Origin of the sequence: Paraburkholderia aspalathi (genome assembly GCF_900116445.1) — a bacterium.
GTDB lineage: Bacteria > Pseudomonadota > Gammaproteobacteria > Burkholderiales > Burkholderiaceae > Paraburkholderia > Paraburkholderia aspalathi.
The window spans coordinates 25,143-43,308 of sequence record NZ_FPBH01000022.1 but is presented as its reverse complement, the minus strand read 5'-3'; the positions used below and the strand labels follow the sequence as shown (position 1 = coordinate 43,308).

Below are 18,166 nucleotides of genomic sequence, written 5' to 3'. Positions count from 1 at the left end.
GCAACGGGCGACGTTGATAAGTTGCTGGAAAACACAGCGGAGACACTCATCATGACTTTTCCTCTCGGACTCGAATTTAAGCGATTAAATGCCTGCTGCACAAGAGCTGGCCGTTTATTTTTCCTAGAAATTTAAGCGGTTAAATCCAAAGGGCAACAACATGGCTACGATTCGTCTTACGAACGTGCAGAAGTCGTACGGTGACCATCCGCCGGTGATCCGGCGTGTAAATCTCGAGATCGCTCAGCATGAGTTCTGCGTGTTTCTCGGACCCTCGGGTTGCGGCAAGTCGACCCTGCTGAGAATGATCGCCGGTCTCGAAGACCTGAGCGAAGGCGAACTGCACATCGGCGGCCGCCTCATGAACGATGTGCCCGCCGCCGGGCGCGGCGTGGCGATGGTGTTCCAGAGCTACGCGCTGTTTCCGCACATGACCGTGTTCGACAACATGGCGTTCGGCCTGAAACTCGCGAAGCAGCCCAAGGACGTGATCGACCGGAAGGTGCGCGAGGCCGCGCGCATTCTGCAACTGGACGCCTTCCTTGACCGTTATCCGAAAGCGCTTTCGGGCGGGCAGCGGCAGCGTGTTGCGATCGGCCGCGCGATCGTCCGTGAACCCGGTGTGTTCCTGTTCGACGAACCACTGTCGAATCTCGACGCCGCATTGCGCGGCCAGACGCGTGTCGAAATCGCCCGCTTGCACCAGCGCTTCGCGAATGCGAGCGTGGTCTACGTAACCCACGATCAGGTCGAAGCGATGACGCTTGCCGACAGAATCGTGTTGCTGCATGCAGGAGCGGACGCCGAGCGCTTTGGCAGCATCGCGCAGAGCGGCGCACCGCTCGAGTTGTATCACCATCCGAAGTCGCGCTTCGTGGCGGGCTTCATTGGTTCGCCGCGCATGAATTTCATCGATGCCGTGGTCGATTCGATCGAAGCAGGCAAGGTAGCCGTCACGCTGACGGAAAGCGGCGAACGGCTGGTCGCTCACGTGGACGGTCAACGTCTTCAGCGTGGCCAGCCTGTCACGCTCGGCGTGCGCCCGGAACATCTGTGTCTGTCCGGCGACGAGCAATCCATTCAATGCGTCACGGTGCTATCGGAACGGCTCGGCGAGCACAGCTATATTCACGCCGATCACGCGGGCGGCACGCTCATCGCCAAGGCCGCGGGCGATACGCCGATCGGGTCGGGCGAGCGCATCTGCATTCACGTTCCGCCTGCCGCATGTCATCTGTTCGATGCGGACGGCGTTGCACTGCGGCGCAGCACGTTCGAGCCCGAGCGGGTCGCCGCTTGATCGCACAACCCTATTCCGCCAAAGAGCGGGTAAATCGTCTGGCAGCGAGCCGCTGCCAGCCAACAAGGTAGTCAAGGAGACATAAGATGATTTCTCTTCGCCTTCGCCGTCTGGCATACGCGTCGATTGCGGCCGCTCTGGTCGCAGGCACACTCTGCGCCACCGCGGCCGACGCGGCCACGCTGACCGTCAACGTATCGGCGCGCGGTAATCAGCGCTCGACGTGGCAGGACGCGTTCGACAAGTTCAAGAAAGCCAATCCCGACGTCGACCTCAAGGTGACCTACATCACCGAGGAAGCGTACAAGGTGCAGATGGGCGGCTGGCTCGCCACCGATCCGCCAGATGTCGTGTCGTGGCACGACGGCGAGCGCATGGCCTATTACGCGCAACGCGGCCTGCTCGAAGACCTGTCGTCGGACTGGAGCAAGAATGGCTGGTCGCAGCAGTATGCGTCGGTGAAGGAAGCCTCGACGTATAAGGGCAAGCAGTACGCCGCGCCGCTCGGTTACGACGCCTACGGCTTCTTCTATCGCAAGGATCTGTTCGAGAAGGCCGGCATCAAGGGCGAACCGAAAACGTGGGATGAATTTCTCGACGCCTGCAAGAAGCTGAAGGCCAGCGGCGTGGCACCGATCGCCGTTGCGGCGCGCGATAGCTGGACGCTTGCTGCTTGGTTCGACTATCTTGACCTGCGCATCAACGGCAACGCATTCCACCAGCAATTGATGGCCGGCGAAATTCCCTACACCGATGCGCGCGTTAAAAAGGTCTACACCGCGTGGAAAACGCTGATCGACGATCACTACTTCATCGACAACGCGCTCTCCTACGACCTCGATTCGATCGCACCGTTTCTCGTGAGCGGCAAGGCCTCGATGATGCTGATGGGCACGTTCTTCTCGGCGAGCATCCCCGCATCGGTCCGGCCGCAGACCGGCTTCTTCCGCTTCCCAGTGGTCGACGCGAACGTGCCGATGGCCGAAGACGGCCCGGTCAATGTGCTGCTGGTTCCGGCGAAGGCGAAGAACAAGGCCGATGCCCGCAGACTGCTGGCCTTCATGGAACAGCCGCAGATCAACGCCGATCTCGCGAAGGGTTGGGGGCAGTTGCCGTCGAACAGCCAATCCGCTGAACCGGAGGACGAGATTTCGAAGGTCGGTTTCCAGACCCTTGCCAACACGAAGGGCGGCATTGCGCAGTTCTACGATCGCGACATGCAGAAGGAAATGGCCGACGAAGGCATGAAGGCGATGCAGCAGTTCTACAGCGATCCGTCGCAACTCGACGCCGTGCTGGTCCGCCTCGAAGCGACCCGCAAGCGCATCTACAAGAAGTAAGCCCCCGGAGCGCCAGCAAGGCAGCAAGCGCTGGCGCTCGCCTTCGATCTTCTTCGATTTTCGACCAGGCCCGATCATGTCTCATTCCGCAGCGCGCCGCTTACCCGCGGCGCGGCACCGGCACGTCTCCACGACGCGCCGTCATCAGCACCGCGCGGCGCTTTTCTTCCTGCTGCCGGGCTGTGTGTTGTTTTGCCTGTGCGTGGTCTACCCGATCATCAGCAGTATTTCGCTCAGCTTTTACAACTGGGACGGCATGACGCCGAAGACGTTCGCGGGCTTCGATAACTACATCGAACTGTTTCATGCGGACACGTTCTATACGGCGCTCAAGAACAACCTGATCTGGCTCGCGCTATTCCTGTTGGCGCCGCCGCTCGGACTGCTGTTCGCGTTGTATCTGAACCAGCATATCCGTGGCATGCGGGTCGTGAAGTCGCTGTTTTTTGCGCCATTCGTGCTATCCGGCGTGGTGGTCGGGCTCGTGTTCAGCTGGTTTTACGATCCGGGTTTCGGCTTGCTGCGTCTGATCGTTGGTCATGGCATTCCTGTGCTCGGCGATCCGCACACGGTGACCTTCGGCATTATCTTCGCCGCGCTGTGGCCGCAAACGCCGTTCTGCATGGTGCTGTATCTCACCGGGCTGACAGGTATCAATCCCGAAGTGGTCGAGGCGGCTCGCATGGAGGGCGCAAAAGGCGTGCGTCTGCTATGGCACGTGATCCTTCCGCAACTGCGGCCAGCCACATTCATGGCAGTCGTCCTGACCGTGATTGGCGCGCTGCGCAGCTTCGACCTGATCGCGGTGATGAGTGGCGGCGGTCCCTTCGATAGTTCGACCGTGCTCGCCTATTACATGTACGACCAGGCGATCAAGTACTACCGCGAAGGCTATTCCGCGGCGATTGCCGTCGTGCTGTTCGCCATCATGCTCGTCTACATCGTGTTCCATCTGCGCCGCATGCTGCGCGAAGAACACTGATTTCCAGGAGTTACGCGTCATGTATCCCCTTCCCGTCGAACGCTGGAAACCGCTCAACCGCACGTTGTACAAAGCGTCGCTGCCGCTTGCGCTGCTGATATGGCTGCTGCCGATGCTGGCCGTGCTCGTCACGTCGATCCGCTCGTCGGACGAGTTGTCGCAAGGCGACTACTGGGGCTGGCCCAAGCATTTTGCGTTAATCGAAAACTACGGCACGGCACTCACGCAAACGCCGATGCTCCATTACTTCGCCAACAGTGTGTTAATCACGGTGCCCTCGGTGATCGGCGCGATCGTGCTCGCTTCAATGGCGGGTTTTGCGTTGGCGACCTACCGGTTCCCGGGCAATACCGCTGTGCTGTTCGCCTTTGTAGCCGGCAACTTCGTGCCGATTCAGATTCTGATGATCCCGGTTCGCGACATGGCGCTGAAAGTGGGCCTCTTCAACAGCGTATGGGCACTGGTGATTTTTCATGTGTCGTTTCAGACCGGTTTTTGCACGCTGTTTCTGCGCAACTTCATCAAGCAGTTGCCGTTCGAGATGATCGAGGCGGCGCGCGTGGAAGGGGCGAGCGAATGGACGATCTACTGGCGCATCGTGCTGCCGCTGATTCGTCCCGCGCTCGCCGCGCTGGGCATCCTCGTCTTCACGTTTGTCTGGAACGACTACTTCTGGGCGCTGTGCCTCACGCAAGGCGATGAGGCTGCGCCGATCACCGTGGGCGTCGCCGCGCTCAAAGGCCAATGGACCACGGCATGGAATCTGGTTGCCGCCGGCTCGGTACTCGCCGCTTTGCCCTCCGTGCTGATGTTCTTCCTGATGCAGAAGCATTTCGTCGCCGGCCTGACTTTCGGCGCAAGCAAGGGTTGATCGCCCGTTCGCCGTCATTTAACGAAGAGACTCTCTCATGCAACTTGGTGTTTGCTACTACCCCGAACAATGGCCGCGTTCGATGTGGGCCGACGATGCGAAACGTATGGTCGAGCTCGGCATCACGCATGTGCGGATCGCCGAATTCGCGTGGAGCCGGATGGAACCGCGCGCCGGCGAATTCGCCTGGGACTGGCTCGATGAAGCCGTTGAGACGCTCGCGGCTGCAGGCCTGAAACTCGTGCTGGGCACACCGACCGCGTCGCCGCCGAAGTGGCTGATCGACGCACACCCGGACGTGTTGCCGGTGCGTGCGGATGGTTTGCGCTGGAATTTCGGCTCGCGTCGCCACTACGATATTTCCAGCGAAACCTACCGGCGTGAGTGCGTACGCATTGTCACCGTGATGGTGGAGCGCTATGGACGGCACCCGTCTATCGTTGCGTGGCAGACGGACAACGAACTCGGCTGCCACGAGACTGTGCCGAGTTATTCGGGCGCGGCGCTGGCGCGCTTTCAGACGTGGTTGCAGCATCGCTACGAGCGCATCGAGGCGCTGAACGATGCATGGGGCAACGTGTTCTGGAGCATGGAGTATCCGTCGTTCGATACGATCGGCCTGCCGAACCGCACGCCCACGGACGCCAATCCGATCCATTTGCTCGACTTCCGCCGTTTCATGTCGGATGAGGTGGCGAGCTTCCATCGCGAGCAGATCGACGTGCTGCGTCAGCATGCGCCCAAGGCGGATCTGCTGCATAACTTCATGGGCTTCTTCACGACTTTCGATCATTACCGCTTTGCCGAAGACAACGCGCTCGACGTGGCGGCGTGGGACAGCTATCCGATCGCGCGCACGGAATCGATCGCACTGCCAGAAGAGCAGAAGGCGCGTTACGCACGTACCGCGCATCCGGACGTCTCGGCGTTCGATCACGATCGCTACCGCGCGATCGGCGCCGGCCGTTTCTGGGTGATGGAGCAACAGGCTGGGCCGGTGAACTGGGCGCCGTGGAATCCGGTGCCCGCGAAGGGCATGGTCAGGCTATGGGCATACGAAGCATTCGCGCATGGTGCGGAACTGGTGTCGTACTTCCGCTGGCGTCAGTGTCCGTATGCGCAGGAACAGATGCATTCGGGTCTCAACTTACCGAACAACGAACTGTCGCCTGGCGGCCTCGAAGTGCAGCAGGCGGCGCATGAAATTGCCTCGTCCGCGGCGCTATCCGGACTCGGTGCGCCGACGCGCGCGGCCACCGCGATCGTGTTCGACTACGAGACGCAGTGGATGTTCGAGATTCAGCGTCATGGCAAAACCTTCGATTACCAGACGCTGGCGTTCGACTACTACGAGGCGCTGCGTGAACTCGGCCTCGACGTCGATATCGTGTCGAGCAAAGCCGATCTTTCGCCGTACCGGTTAGTGGTGGTGCCGAGTATTGCCGTGATCAACGACACGCTCGTCGACCAGATCGAGCAGAGTTCGGCGCAATGGGTATTCGGTCCGAGGAGCGGTTCGAAGACCACGACCTTTGCCATTCCTTCGAGCTTGCCGCCCGGCGCGTTGCAACGCGTTCTGCCGATGCAGGTGCTCGAAGTCGAAACGCTGCGTCCGACGCTTACGCCAGCGCTTTCGATCGGAGACACGCAGGGCGTTGCACTGCATTGGCGCGAGCACGTTCGCGCCAATGGCGAGACAACCGTCGACGCGCAATTCGACGACACGTGGCCCGCGATCCTCACCCACGGAAGGGTTCGCTATGTGGCGGGTTGGTTGTCGCACGCGTTGCATCGCGAGGTGTTGCAGCGGGCCGCGAAAGATGCCGGCATCGAGACGCAGCACCTGGCTGATGGCTTGCGCATTCGCCGGCGCGGCGATCTGACCTTCGCGTTCAACTTCGGGCCGGAGCCAGTGCAAGCGCCTGCGCCAGCCAATGCGACGTTTGTGCTGGGACATTCGGAATTGAAAACCGGCGACGTCTGCGCGTGGAGGAACACGTAGGCCCTCGCGTCTGAACGTTTTATCAAGGTAGAAGAAGGCGTTATTGGAGGCAGAAATTTAAGCGCTTCAACCCGGAACAGGCGGCCTCTAGAAGAACCGCCATTCAATCGATGGAGGATGACAGATGAACAGAAGAGAAATGCTCGGATGGCTCGCATCTGCTGGGGCTGCCGCTGGTGTCGGCGCAACGGTCGGCGTGCCCGCCGTTGCCGGCGAACTTGGCGTGTTCGGTCATGGCCGCGGGTTTGCAAAGGGTGCGGACGTGTCGACGCTGCTGGAACTCGAGGCCAACGGCGCGAAGTTTTACGAGCACGGTATGCCGCTCGACTGTCTCTTCATTCTGAAGAGTCACGGTGTCGACTCGATCCGCATCAAAGTGTGGAACGATCCTGGCAATCCGAACTTTTTTCCGGCTGACCAGAGTCCCGCCGCCGGTTACAACAATGCCGAACATGTTCGCGTTCTGGCTCGCCGCGCCGCTGCGCTCGGCATGCGCATACTGATCGATTTCCACTACAGCGACTGGTGGGCCGATCCGGGCAAGCAGTATCCGCCACACGACTGGGCCGGCAAGGATATCGAGCAAACCTGCGCGTTGCTGTCCGAGTACACGTCGAAGGTCCTTACGATGCTCAAGCGCGATGGCGTGCATCCGGAGTGGGTTCAGGTCGGCAATGAAATCACGGGCGGCATGCTGTGGCCGCTCGGCAAGTACGATCAGTGGGACAACCTCGCGCAACTGCTGAAGGCCGGGCACGATGCGGTCAAATCGGTCGATGAACGGATCAAGGTCATGCTGCACCTCGACAGCGGCGGCAACAACGCAACGAGCCGCTGGTGGTTCGACAGCGCGGTGCAACGCGGCGTCACGTTCGATGTGATCGGCCTGTCCTACTACCCGCAGTGGCAAGGCGCGCTAAGCGACTTGCAGAACAATGCGAACGATATGGCGACGCGCTATGGCAAGGACGTGATGGTCGTCGAGACCGCGTATCCGTGGACCACGAGCGACGGCGACTCGGAACCCAACTCGATGACCAATACCGGCTCCACGACCTTCCCCCAGACACCGGCCGGCCAGGCGCAATTTATCGGCGCGGTGACGGATATCGTGAAAGCGATACCCGGCGGGCACGGCAAGGGCGTGTTCTGGTGGGAGCCGGAATGGATCCCGACGCCGAACGTGGGATGGAAAGTCGGCGCGGGCGATCAGTGGGACAACAACACGTTGTTCGATTTTCACGGCAACGCATTGACGTCGCTGGATGCGTTCAGGAAGCGCTAGCTCTGGCGTTAACCGCTAGTGCGGATAGCAGGCACTACTGCGCGGGTGCCTGCGATTTCTGCTGGTTGGCACAGTCCGAAGTGAACGCCATGCTGGCCTGATCGGGCGTCATGTGAGGGGCGTTCGGACTGTAGATTTTTTCGACGATGGCGGAGACTGCTTGCCGGTCGGATTTACCTTTGTAGTACTTGGCCGCTTGATCAAGTGCCTGCGCTTTCGTCTTCTTGTGGGCACGCCACGAGGCCACCTGGCCGGCAATATCGCCGATTGCAAAACATTGATCGCTGACTGTTTGTGCAACGGCTTCAACGGCCGGCTGCGCGAGGCACAGTGCGAGCACGGCCGATACAACTACGCGTTTCATTGACTGAATCCTGTCGTTAGATGGGCGACGGTGCAAAGGCAGTGGTATTGACCATTGCCATGCCCGCACGAATCAATAACGGCGTAGTTTATCGGGAAGTGACGGACGGTGCCTTTTACTCGCACTGCCCGCCTTTTCAATGCCCAAACGACTCCGCTTTCGCGCCGGTCCCTGCCGCCACATGCGGCCGTGCCGCCTGCTTGATCAGCAACGCCACGCACGAAATCAGACCCGCCACCGCAACCATCGCGAAGATGCCGCCAAAGGTGAAGTGGCGGCGCGTCAATTCAGCCACGAGGAATGAGCCGGCGATCCCGCCGAAGCGGCCGATCCCCAGCATCCACGCCACGCCCGTGCCGCGACCTTGTGTCGGGTAGAGCGCGGCGGCAAGCGCCGGCATCGACGATTGCGCGGTATTCATCAGCACACCCGCGACGAACACGATAAACACCAGCGCGCCGACATTGCCAACTGCCTGGCCGATGAAATACACGCTCACCGCGGTCAGCGCATAGCAGGCCGCGATGATGCGGTTCGCGTTGAAGCGGTCCATCAGCACGCCGCACAGTACGGCGCCTACGCCGCCGAGCGGGAACAGTGCGGAAATCAGCGTCGCGCGTTGCGGCGTGAGTCCGGCGTCCTTCAGCAGTATCGGCATCCAGTTGATCGACGCGTAGAAGATCACGAGGCCCATGAAATAGGCGATCCACAGCATCACCGAGCCGACGATGTACGAGCGCGACAGCACCACGCCCATGCCCTTGCCGCCGGTTTGCGGCGCGGTTTCGGTCATGACGAAGCCGTCGGCCTGCGCGGCGTCGCTCGAAATGCGTGCCAGCGCTGCACGAATCCGTTCGACTGGCTTGCTGTTGGCCACCATATAGCGGACCGATTCCGGCATCTTCAGCACCAGCACGATCAGCAGCAACAGCGGCGTGACGCCGCCGAGCACCAGCACGCTGCGCCAGCCGAAGTGCGGAATCATCCACGCAGCGAGAAAGCCGCCGAAGGCCGCGCCGAGCGGAAAACCGCAGAACATCAGATTGATCACGGTCGCGCGGCGGCGATCGGGGCAGTACTCGCCCATCATCGTCACGGCGTTCGGCATGGCCGCGCCGAGGCCGACGCCGGTGACGAAGCGCAATATCGTGAGGTGTTCGATGCTGTTCGAGAACGCCGAAGCAAGGCAGGTCACGCCGAACAGCAGCACCGAGCCGAGCAGCATCGAGCGTCGCCCAAGCCGGTCGGACAGCGGACCTGAGACGAGCGCGCCGCACGCGAGGCCGAACAGCGCCGCGCTTAACACCGGCGCGAGTGCCGGCCTGGTGATGCCCCATTCGGAGATCAGCGACGGTGCAATGAAGCCGATCGCGGCCGTGTCAAAACCGTCCAGCAGGACGATGATGAAACACATGAAAAAGATGAGCCACTGGAACGGCGAGAAGGGGTGGTCGTTGATAAACGTTTGAACGTTCACAGCGTTGCTGCGGCTCATGCTGGTCTCCTGACTGCACAATACGTAAAGGCCCGCCGTAAAGAGCCTTCCTTTCTTTTACGATCGTACGCCGGTTGGACGCGGTGCACGATGCCTATGCCGGTGGCGCGCTCGGTAAGCCGTCGCCGATGGTCGCGCCGGCCGTGATGATGAGGCCCGAACCGGCCGTGCCAGGCGCGTTGCCGTTGGTGCGCTGGAACGCCTGTAGTGCATACAGATCGATGCGCTTCGACAATGCATAGTACTCGGACAGGTTGACCTGCCTTGACCTGCGAGAAGATACAGCCGATCCGGGCGTCAATAAATTCGGCTGATTTGTTCGTATAAAGAACGCTGATTCTCTATAAGAACAGGCCGAACTGTAAGTAGTTTGACAACGAGGGGCAACGCGGGATTACCCGACTATGGCGCCGCTGCCTCATCGAATGAGGCAGCGCGACAGGACAGTGGGAGTGGCTGGGGATGCCGCGGCGCTGGGTGCGCCGGGATGGGGCGTAGCAGGTGTGGGGGCGAGCACCGGGGGCGGCGCCCGGGGTCGTGCTCAGAAGATCACGTAGACCTTCCGCATGGTTTCCTCGACTTCCCAAAGACCTTCGGTATTGGCTTCGAAAAAGAGCGTGTCGCCGCTTTCGAAATGGATGGTCTCTTCGTTATCGGGCGTGAAGCGGCCGCGTCCCGCGATGAAGTGCATCACCTCAGCCTGCTTGACCGAGCGGCGGTATGTGCCCGCCGTGCATTCGAAAATACCGGTGTCGATGGCTTCGCTGCCCTTGATCACGCGCTGCACGCCGGACACCTGAATCGGCGTCGTGCCCGGCAGCCCCGCCTTGCCCCAGTCCTCGAGATTCTGCAGATTCACGCTTTGCTTGATGCTTTGAACCTTCATTTTCACGTTACCTTTTGAATGTGCATGAGCCGATTCATCGGCCGCTTGTGTTTGCGTCGGCGTTCGTCACGGTTTGTTCGATCTTGCCCAGCCGCACGACGGTGACCCCAGGCCGCAACTGCCGCAGCGACGGCATCACGAGCATGCAGTTGTCGTAAGGCGTGACCACTGCTTCGCCGTTCGACCAGCCGATGACCGTGCCGGCATCCGGAAAGATCTCCAGGCCGGTGTAGGGCGCAGCGAAACGAAAATCCATGCTGGTCGCGACCACCGGCTGCGTGACGCGGACGATGTGCTGGGTGGGCGGCAGCGGCGCCAGCCAGCCGTCCGGCAGATCGGCTTCATCGATCACACCTGCCAGCAGCAGGAAGCGCGCGGTCGTATCGCGGGCCACGGCGACCGCGCTTCGTTCCCAGTGTTGTCCGCATTCGATCAGCAACGCATGCTTTGCGCTATCCGTCGTGCCGAAGCCTTCATAATCGCGCATGCGGCGGCCTTCGGGATGGCCCTCGTCGCAGATCACCGTAGCGGGCGTGCCGAGACGCACCGCAAGGTCGATGCCTTTCTGCAGCGGTCCCGCCACGATCAGCGGCTTGCATTTCTCATGCATCGAATGCAGATCGAGGAGTGCGTCGACCGTGTCGATCACCGGGCGCATCTCGCGTGCACGGGTCAATTCGCTTGACGTGCGCGACGTATCGTCGAGCACTGCGGCGGTCCACACGCGGTTGAAGTCCTGATCGACGAAGCGGGCGGCGTCGGGCTTGGCCGGGTCGAAGCGCCGATATGCAGCGACGTTCGCAAAGGCTAGCGTGAGGCGCCCACGACGCGGCCTCAACGCGCGCCGCAGCAGTTCGTCGACGACGATCGCCCCGCACACTTCATTGCCGTGCGTAAGCGCGTTGATCATCACGTGCGGTCCCGGCACGCCGGAATCGAACGTATGAACGTAGGCGACGCCGGACGACGATTGCTCGTGAACCGAGATATCCGGGAATTCGACTTCGATGGGATAGGTTTCCATGCTCATTCGAACGTGTCCTCGCAGAAGGTAGGGATCGACAGGCTCAGGCGAGTTTAGCCGCGATTGCCTGGCCGACTTCGGTGGTGTTCGCCTTGCCGCCGAGGTCGCCCGTATGCGGGCCTTCGACCAGCGTTGCTTCGATCGCCGCGAGAATCGCGTCATGCGCCTCGCGTTCCTTGCCTTCGTGATTGCCGAGGAAGTCGAGCATCATCGCGGCGGACCAGATCATCGCAATCGGATTGGCGATGTTCTTGCCGGCGATGTCAGGCGCCGAACCGTGCACCGGTTCGAACAGCGACGGAAACTTGCGATCCGGGTTCAGATTGCCCGACGGTGCAAGGCCGATCGTGCCCGTGCAGGCAGGACCGAGATCGGAGAGGATGTCGCCGAACAGATTAGTGGCGACCACCACGTCGAAGCGATCCGGGTTCAGCACGAAGCGCGCGCAGAGAATGTCGATGTGCTGCTTGTCCCACGCCACGTCCGGGTACTGCGCCGCGACGCCGGCCGCGCATTTGTCCCACCACGGCATGCTGATCGCGATGCCGTTGCTCTTCGTCGCTACGGTGATCTTCTTGCGTTCGCGCCGTTGCGCGAGGTCGAACGCGAACTTCAGCACACGTTCGCTGCCGTGCCGTGTGAACACGGATTCCTGCAGCACGAACTCACGCTCGGTACCTTCGAACATCACGCCACCCACCGACGAATATTCGCCCTCGGTGTTCTCACGCACGATCCAGAAATCGATGTCGCCAGCCTTGCGGCCCGCCAGCGGCGAAGGCACACCGGCGAAGAGCCGGGCAGGGCGCAGGTTGATGTACTGGTCGAATTCGCGCCGGAACTTCAGCAGCGACCCCCACAGCGAGATATGGTCGGGCACCGTGTCGGGCCAGCCGACCGCGCCGAACAGAATCGCGTCGGCGGATTGCAGTTGGGTTTTCCAGTCGTCCGGCATCATCTTGCCGTGCTTGGCGTAGTACTCACAGCTCGCCCATTCGATGTGCTGATACTCCAGTTCGATGCCGAAGCGCTTTTTCACCGTCTCCAGCACGCGAATGGCTTCCGGCATCACTTCGACGCCGATGCCGTCGCCGGGTATGACCGCAATCCGATAGGTCTTCGACATGTTCCTGCTCCTCCGTTGGGAATTTCGATGGTTCGATAGCGCTTATTTTATTCCTGCTGTTTGAGCTTAAAATAGTCGCTTTAGTTAAGCCACTGTGCACGAATCGTGTACAAACAATCTGCCACCGAGCGACCTATGAACGCCGTCCCATCACCCGATCTAGGCGATTTGCGCGTGTTTTGCGAAGTGGCGCGCAAATCGAGTTTCAGCGCGGCGGCGGAGGCGTTGTCGGTGTCCGCGGCGTACGTCAGCAAACGCATCAATGTGCTCGAGACTACGCTCGGTACGCGTTTATTGCACCGTTCCACGCGGCGCGTCGCGATTACGGAGGCTGGTGAACGGGTCTACACCTGGGCCGAAAAGATTCTCGACGACGTCGACCAACTGGTGGAAGACGTCTCGACCACGCGCCGCATCCCCGGCGGCAAGTTGCGCATCTCGAGCAGCTTCGGCTTTGGCCGCCGTTTCGTCGCTCCCGCGCTGGCCCGGTTCTCCGACCGGTATCCGCAACTGAGCGTGCGGCTCGATCTGTTCGACCGCCTCGTCGACGTGGGCGGCGAAGGCTTCGACCTCGATATCCGTATCGGCGACGAAATCGCGCCGCATCTGATCGCCAAACGGCTTGCGTCGAATCATCGGGTATTGTGCGCGTCGCCGGAATACCTCGCGCGGCACGGCGCGCCGCGTCAACTCGCGGACCTGTCGACGCACGCGTGTCTTGCGATCAAGGAGCGCGACCACCCATTCGGTCTGTGGCGTTTGACGGTGCGCGGCGAGGCGGCATCGATCAAGGTCACCGGACCGCTGTCGACCAATCACGGTGAGGTGGCCGTGCAATGGGCGCTGGCCGGACGCGGAATCGTGCTGCGCTCGATGTGGGATGTGCGACCCTTGCTCGACAGCGGCCAGTTGCAGCAGGTGTTACCGGACGTCACGCAACCTGCGAACCTGTGGGCGGTGTATCCGGCGCGGCTCGCTCAGTCGGCGAAGGTGCGGGTATGCGTCGACTTTCTGAGCGAGGAGTTCGCGCAATGGAGTCCGCCGCCTGATACCACGGCAGCGGAAAAGGCGAGCTGAATTCGAAAACGGCCAGCGTCAGATTTCCAGCCGGTAACCCACGCCGTACACGGACGCGATAGGCTCGCTATCCGGCCGCGCGCCTTGCAGCTTGCGGCGCAAGTTCTTGATATGGCTGTCGATGGTGCGGTCGGTGACCACCCGGTGATCGTCGTAGAGATGACTCAGCAGGTAGTCGCGGGAAAAAATGCGCCCCGGCGATTTCATCAGCAGCGCGAGGAGCCGCAATTCAAGCGGGGTGAGCTTGAGTTCCTTACCGTCGAGTAAGGCGTGATGAAACTGCTCGTCGACCTGGAGACCCTGTGAACCCGGTTGCCCCTGTGGCAAGCCGTCCGCAGCCGCCGCGGCGGGCGTTGCACGGCGCAGGATCGCCTTGACGCGCGCCACCACTTCGCGCGGACTGAACGGTTTGCAGACGTAGTCGTCGGCACCGATCTCAAGACCCAGCAGACGATCGATTTCGTCGATGCGCGCAGTCAGGATAATCACGGGCAACGCCGAAAATTGCCGTAGCTCGCGGCAGATATCCATGCCGCTGCGGCCGGGCAGCATGAGGTCGAGCAGCATCAGCGCCGGTGGCGTTGAGCGAATGAAGGGCATCACTTGATGACCATCGTTGAGGATCGTGGTGACGAAGCCCTCAAGCTGCAAATAGGCTTCCAGCACGGCGGCGAGCTTGGGTTCATCCTCGACGATCAGGATGTGCGAAGGGCGCCCTTCGGTCATGTTGTCACGTCTCCTTCCGATGGAAAGCGGGCAGTGATCCAGACGCCGCCCATAGGCGAGGCCTTGGCGCCGATCGTGCCGCCATGCGCCGTCACGATAGCGTGGCACAGCGAGAGGCCCAAGCCCGCACCGCCGTTCTGACGGCTGCGTGATTCGTCCACGCGATAGAAACGGTCGAACAGATGGGCGAGTGCGGTTTCGGGCACACCGGGCAGGGAGTCCTGCACGTCGAGTTGCCAACCGCCGGCGCTTTGCGAAAGCGACACGCGCACCTGGCCGTCCGGATCGGTATAACGCAACGAATTCTGCAACAGGTTTTTCAGCAGCTGTACGAAACGCGCGGGATCGACCGCGAAGGTCGTGTCCGCAATGTCCGGCATGCAGGTCAGGTCGAGCTCGATTCGTTTCGCCTTGAACGACTCCCGCATGGCCTCGATCGACGCGCGCGCCAGTTGCCCGACATGGGTCGGCGTCTTGCGATAGCTGAGTGCGCCGACATCGCTCAGCGACAGCTCGTACAGATCTTCGATGAGCTTGTTGAGCATGTTCACTTCGGTTTGCAGCGAAGTGAGCGAATCGCGGTTGAACACATGCACGCCGTCTTCGATGGCTTCCAGCTCGCCGCGGAGCACGGCGAGCGGCGTGCGCAGCTCGTGTGAAATATCCGCGATGAAATCGCGCCGGGAGCGCTCGGTTTTTTGCAGCGAATCGGCTAATACGTTGAAGTCGCCCGCCAGCCGGCCAAGCTCGTCGCGTCTGCCGGCCGGCACCCGGGCCGTGTAGTCCCCGCCGGCCAGGCGGTGGGTCGCATTCATCAAGCGCTTTACCGGTGCGAGCACGATACGCGCGAGGACCAGAGCGACTAGCGCCGCGAGCACGATCGCCACGCCCGCAATCTCCCAGGTCGCGCGCTTCTGCTGCGCCTGAAAGGCGATGTCGGCCGCGTCCGAAAGGGTGTCGGGCCCGTTCACGGCAAGCCAGCCGACCACCTTGCCGGCGTAGACGACGGGGCGCATCGTGCTGCCGGGCGGGGGCGGCTGGCCGGTGCTCGCCACGAGTTCATGGCGGGCGTCGTACAGTGTGACGGGCGGCCCCTCGGGCGGCGTGTCACGGGTCACACTGTCATGCGACGGGGGCGAGACGGGAGACGACGCCAAAGCGACTGAAGGGGGCGGCCGGTCATAGCGACTGTCGCCGCCCACTACACCGCTTGCCGACACACGGTCGCGCTCCATCGCGATGTCGGGACCGGACGGTGGCGCCGGTGGCAGGCGCATGCCCCAGTGCGGCCCTTCGGACGGGCCGGAGAGCGGCCCAAGCAGTTGCTGTACGCTGCCGCTCCCGGGAAAGGTTCGCCAGCCCGGCAGCTTGCCCGTCTGCGCTGTGGCGAGCTCTTCGCGCAAGGCGTCGTGCGCGGCGCCGTCCAGCAGCGCGAGCCATGCCTCGGGATGCTCCCGCAGGAAATTCCAGTTGCCGTGAGCGGAGTATTCGCTCGTCACCTTCGCCATGACGGCTTTGATGCGCCCGGCGTTGCGTTCCCGAACATAGTGCAGGAAGCCGTTTTCGAAGCTCACGCGCAAGGCGTAGCCCATCGTCAGGGAAATCGCCAGACAGGCGATTAAAACGGCGAGAAACATTTTCCACGTAATGCCAAAGCGCATCTTCGTTCGCTGCTGCCGCGCGCGCGAGAGAAAGGTCCCTAAAGGGCGGCTTGGACGAATTCGGATAGTTTCACTTTGCATGGCTGAATTCTAGATGAATGCTACGTCAATCCACACTTGCCGACGAATCTCCACAACTTCTCCATCCTTTCTTCGTTGTCTCTGCGTGTTGTCTGGATATGATGGTATGGCACTTTTACCGTGGTCTCAAAGAGGCCATGTCCGGTGATCAGATCCGTCAGTGGAGCAATCTCATGCAAGTCTCCTCACCTGTGAACCGTGCCGAGTCGCGCGGTTTCCGGCCCGGCCGAAAGACAGCAACAGCTGCCGCTACGCGCGGCACCGCTGAAAACGGCGCTAACGCACCACTCGCCACCGACGTCATGAAGATACGTGGCTGCCGCGTGTCCGCACCGCTCATGCAGCCGTGGGGCGAGTGCTGCCGGATTGTCGAATGGATCAACCGCAACGGTGAATACTCTTGCGTTGCCGTGCCAGGCGCCGCGACCGTGGCCGAGATTCGGGAACGCGTGCGGATGCATCGCAACGGTCAACGCCACACGCTGGCGGACGACCCTTCTGCACCTGCGGGACGCGGGCGTCTGCGGCGCGGTTGAGTGCTGCATAACCTCGTTGCTGCGTGTAATTCAGGCCGGTAGAAAGGGATTGTAATTGAGCCAAAAAAACTTCGTTATCCTACGGCTGTCTGACTTTCAAGATCAACTTTGAACACGTCCATTATGCGCATCATTATTGTCGTCCTGGTCGTGGTATCGATTTGCTGCGCTCCGATTCGCCATGGTTTGCGCCAGGAGAGTATTAATGCTCTCGCACTTGGGAATCACAGTGTTTCTGCCGGCGTTGTTGATGAGCTGAATAGCTGCGCGCCACGGCCACACTATGCCTCAGGGTTCAGGCCAATCGTTCCGGCAGACTTCCATTACGGATTCGGTGGCCTGCTGGCAGCGACCAGTGACCTGTATTCCGACTATGTGGGCTATGCCGACATCATCGACGTGATCGATGCCGCGATGACGGGGCCTATCATGCAGCTCGCGTTAGAAGAAGGCCAGAAATAACGCAGTATGGCGGCAAGCACGCAACGTGTCGTGCTATGCCGTTCGCTTTCGCCTGCCTCAAGTAAGGCTTGGTATCCGCACCATTCGAATCATTCGAACCATTCGATCTATTCAAGCGACGGTACGAACATATAGCCTCGTCCGCGCAAGGTCTGAATGAACCTGGGATTGCCCGGGTCTGTCTCAATCACGCCGCGCAAGCGGCAGACCGCAACATCCAGACTGGCCTTCTGGCTCTCCGCTCTTCCTAGCTGGCTGTTGACCATCGAACGCGTCAGGATTCGCATCGGATTGCTTGCGAAAAGCTTGAGCAACGCAAACTGGCCGGAGCGCAGCGAGATTTCGCAGCCGTCCTTGAGCAGGCGCCGCGTAGCGAAGTCGATCTGGTAGTCGCCGAACAACACCTTCTCACGAATTTCCGGCGCGTCGCAAAGCGATCGATTGCAGCGTTGCACGGCGCGTTTGATTCTGGCGGTCAATTCGTATGGATCGATCGGGTCGACGATATAGTCGTCCGCACCCAATTCGAAGGCGACGATTTTGTCGACGATCTCATCAGAGGTGCTTTGCACGAAGATGGGCATGTCGTAGCCGGCTAGCCGCAGTTGCCGGAGCGCCTCGCGCGCCTCGCTCATCGGCGACTCGGCGCGCAATAGAATCGCTGACGGACACTCCAGTTCCACCCGGCTGACAAGCTGAGCCGCGCTATACAGCACCGAGAGTGCGATCTGGTTCTTGTGAAGATGAAAGCGCAACTGATCCCGAATGGTTTGATCGGGTTCGACTACAAGAAGGCTGATCGTCATAAATCTGCGTTACCTCCCAACCGGAATCGACGGTTGCAGCCCGTGCGATGTTCACGTTCAGCCAATTCAACCATCTGCTGCTTTGGAGCGACCTATCGAACTCAGAAAGCGGACCGGACACGGTCGCGCTGATGATGAGCGA

General features: G+C 61.2%; 17 protein-coding genes and 1 pseudogene. 9 read left to right on the top strand and 9 right to left on the bottom strand.

What is annotated here, in order from left to right:
* Positions 1–160 precede the first annotated feature (160 nt).
* From BM438_RS28555 to BM438_RS28530, 6 genes are all read left to right on the top strand, one after another.
* A complete protein-coding gene (locus BM438_RS28555; RefSeq protein WP_093641249.1) occupies positions 161–1,300 on the top strand; it encodes an ABC transporter ATP-binding protein in 1,140 nt (379 codons plus the stop codon).
* An 86-nt stretch (positions 1,301–1,386) separates the two neighbouring features.
* Positions 1,387–2,640, top strand: a complete 1,254-nt coding sequence (locus tag BM438_RS28550; protein WP_093641246.1) for an ABC transporter substrate-binding protein — start codon at positions 1,387–1,389, stop codon at positions 2,638–2,640.
* A 76-nt stretch (positions 2,641–2,716) separates the two neighbouring features.
* Positions 2,717–3,622, top strand: a complete 906-nt coding sequence (locus BM438_RS28545) for a carbohydrate ABC transporter permease (RefSeq protein WP_093641242.1) — start codon at positions 2,717–2,719, stop codon at positions 3,620–3,622.
* Between the two features lie 19 nt (positions 3,623–3,641).
* Positions 3,642–4,493: a carbohydrate ABC transporter permease gene (locus BM438_RS28540; protein WP_054039330.1), complete on the top strand. Its 852-nt coding sequence runs from the start codon at positions 3,642–3,644 to the stop codon at positions 4,491–4,493.
* A gap of 37 nt (positions 4,494–4,530) precedes the next feature.
* Complete coding sequence (locus BM438_RS28535) at positions 4,531–6,495, top strand: beta-galactosidase (protein WP_093641239.1); 1,965 nt, start codon at positions 4,531–4,533, stop codon at positions 6,493–6,495.
* A gap of 124 nt (positions 6,496–6,619) precedes the next feature.
* Complete coding sequence (locus BM438_RS28530) at positions 6,620–7,780, top strand: glycoside hydrolase family 53 protein (protein ID WP_093641236.1); 1,161 nt, start codon at positions 6,620–6,622, stop codon at positions 7,778–7,780.
* A gap of 34 nt (positions 7,781–7,814) precedes the next feature.
* Here BM438_RS28530 and BM438_RS28525 read toward each other — a convergent pair whose 3' ends face one another.
* From BM438_RS28525 to BM438_RS28500, 6 genes and pseudogenes are all read right to left on the bottom strand, one after another.
* Positions 7,815–8,144: a hypothetical protein gene (locus BM438_RS28525; protein ID WP_093641233.1), complete on the bottom strand. Its 330-nt coding sequence runs from the start codon at positions 8,142–8,144 to the stop codon at positions 7,815–7,817.
* Positions 8,145–8,280: 136 nt separating this feature from the next.
* Positions 8,281–9,639 (bottom strand): MFS transporter, encoded by a 1,359-nt coding sequence (locus BM438_RS28520; RefSeq protein ID WP_093641230.1) that lies wholly within the window; start codon positions 9,637–9,639, stop codon positions 8,281–8,283.
* Between the two features lie 94 nt (positions 9,640–9,733).
* A pseudogene (locus tag BM438_RS28515) lies at positions 9,734–9,904 on the bottom strand (porin); the annotation flags it as partial.
* Positions 9,905–10,180: 276 nt separating this feature from the next.
* Positions 10,181–10,525, bottom strand: a complete 345-nt coding sequence (locus BM438_RS28510; protein ID WP_093641227.1) for a cupin domain-containing protein — start codon at positions 10,523–10,525, stop codon at positions 10,181–10,183.
* A gap of 34 nt (positions 10,526–10,559) precedes the next feature.
* Positions 10,560–11,555: a M14 family metallopeptidase gene (locus BM438_RS28505; RefSeq protein ID WP_093641224.1), complete on the bottom strand. Its 996-nt coding sequence runs from the start codon at positions 11,553–11,555 to the stop codon at positions 10,560–10,562.
* 37 nt (positions 11,556–11,592) lie between these two features.
* Entirely contained in the window at positions 11,593–12,675 is a 1,083-nt protein-coding gene (locus BM438_RS28500) for a tartrate dehydrogenase (RefSeq protein ID WP_093641222.1), read from the bottom strand.
* Between the two features lie 135 nt (positions 12,676–12,810).
* Between BM438_RS28500 and BM438_RS28495 the strand changes: the two genes are divergently transcribed.
* Positions 12,811–13,752, top strand: a complete 942-nt coding sequence (locus BM438_RS28495; RefSeq protein ID WP_093641219.1) for a LysR substrate-binding domain-containing protein — start codon at positions 12,811–12,813, stop codon at positions 13,750–13,752.
* Positions 13,753–13,770: 18 nt separating this feature from the next.
* On the opposite strand, the gene BM438_RS28490 is transcribed toward BM438_RS28495, so the two are convergent.
* Both BM438_RS28490 and BM438_RS28485 read right to left on the bottom strand, forming a co-directional pair.
* On the bottom strand, positions 13,771–14,478 hold the full coding sequence (locus BM438_RS28490) for a response regulator (RefSeq protein WP_093641216.1): 708 nt from the start codon (positions 14,476–14,478) through the stop codon (positions 13,771–13,773).
* Complete coding sequence (locus tag BM438_RS28485) at positions 14,475–16,139, bottom strand: ATP-binding protein (RefSeq protein WP_093641213.1); 1,665 nt, start codon at positions 16,137–16,139, stop codon at positions 14,475–14,477. Before BM438_RS28485 ends, BM438_RS28490 begins: the two co-directional genes overlap by 4 nt.
* A 254-nt stretch (positions 16,140–16,393) precedes the next feature.
* Here BM438_RS28485 and BM438_RS46340 point away from each other — a divergent pair, with 254 nt between their 5' ends.
* A complete protein-coding gene (locus BM438_RS46340; protein ID WP_234486647.1) occupies positions 16,394–16,756 on the top strand; it encodes a DUF2866 domain-containing protein in 363 nt (120 codons plus the stop codon).
* A 108-nt stretch (positions 16,757–16,864) separates the two neighbouring features.
* Positions 16,865–17,218, top strand: coding sequence for a hypothetical protein (locus BM438_RS28475; protein WP_143131763.1), 354 nt, complete (start codon positions 16,865–16,867; stop codon positions 17,216–17,218).
* Positions 17,219–17,325: 107 nt separating this feature from the next.
* On the opposite strand, the gene BM438_RS28470 is transcribed toward BM438_RS28475, so the two are convergent.
* Complete coding sequence (locus tag BM438_RS28470) at positions 17,326–18,024, bottom strand: winged helix-turn-helix domain-containing protein (protein ID WP_093641208.1); 699 nt, start codon at positions 18,022–18,024, stop codon at positions 17,326–17,328.
* Positions 18,025–18,166 lie beyond the last annotated feature (142 nt).

Bases quoted from the DNA above. Each gene is read 5' to 3' on its own strand.
- BM438_RS28500 (WP_093641222.1), bottom strand. From the start codon at position 12,675: ATGTCGAAGACCTATCGGATTGCGGTCATACCCGGCGACGGCATCGGC.
- BM438_RS28485 (WP_093641213.1), bottom strand. From the start codon at position 16,139: ATGCGCTTTGGCATTACGTGGAAAATGTTTCTCGCCGTTTTAATCGCC.
- BM438_RS28525 (WP_093641233.1), bottom strand. From the start codon at position 8,144: ATGAAACGCGTAGTTGTATCGGCCGTGCTCGCACTGTGCCTCGCGCAG.
- BM438_RS28540 (WP_054039330.1), top strand. From the start codon at position 3,642: ATGTATCCCCTTCCCGTCGAACGCTGGAAACCGCTCAACCGCACGTTG.
- BM438_RS28505 (WP_093641224.1), bottom strand. From the start codon at position 11,555: ATGAGCATGGAAACCTATCCCATCGAAGTCGAATTCCCGGATATCTCG.
- BM438_RS46340 (WP_234486647.1), top strand. From the start codon at position 16,394: ATGCAAGTCTCCTCACCTGTGAACCGTGCCGAGTCGCGCGGTTTCCGG.
- BM438_RS28530 (WP_093641236.1), top strand. From the start codon at position 6,620: ATGAACAGAAGAGAAATGCTCGGATGGCTCGCATCTGCTGGGGCTGCC.
- BM438_RS28535 (WP_093641239.1), top strand. From the start codon at position 4,531: ATGCAACTTGGTGTTTGCTACTACCCCGAACAATGGCCGCGTTCGATG.
- BM438_RS28520 (WP_093641230.1), bottom strand. From the start codon at position 9,639: ATGAGCCGCAGCAACGCTGTGAACGTTCAAACGTTTATCAACGACCAC.
- BM438_RS28495 (WP_093641219.1), top strand. From the start codon at position 12,811: ATGAACGCCGTCCCATCACCCGATCTAGGCGATTTGCGCGTGTTTTGC.
- BM438_RS28550 (WP_093641246.1), top strand. From the start codon at position 1,387: ATGATTTCTCTTCGCCTTCGCCGTCTGGCATACGCGTCGATTGCGGCC.
- BM438_RS28545 (WP_093641242.1), top strand. From the start codon at position 2,717: ATGTCTCATTCCGCAGCGCGCCGCTTACCCGCGGCGCGGCACCGGCAC.
- BM438_RS28510 (WP_093641227.1), bottom strand. From the start codon at position 10,525: ATGAAGGTTCAAAGCATCAAGCAAAGCGTGAATCTGCAGAATCTCGAG.
- BM438_RS28555 (WP_093641249.1), top strand. From the start codon at position 161: ATGGCTACGATTCGTCTTACGAACGTGCAGAAGTCGTACGGTGACCAT.
- BM438_RS28470 (WP_093641208.1), bottom strand. From the start codon at position 18,024: ATGACGATCAGCCTTCTTGTAGTCGAACCCGATCAAACCATTCGGGAT.
- BM438_RS28490 (WP_093641216.1), bottom strand. From the start codon at position 14,478: ATGACCGAAGGGCGCCCTTCGCACATCCTGATCGTCGAGGATGAACCC.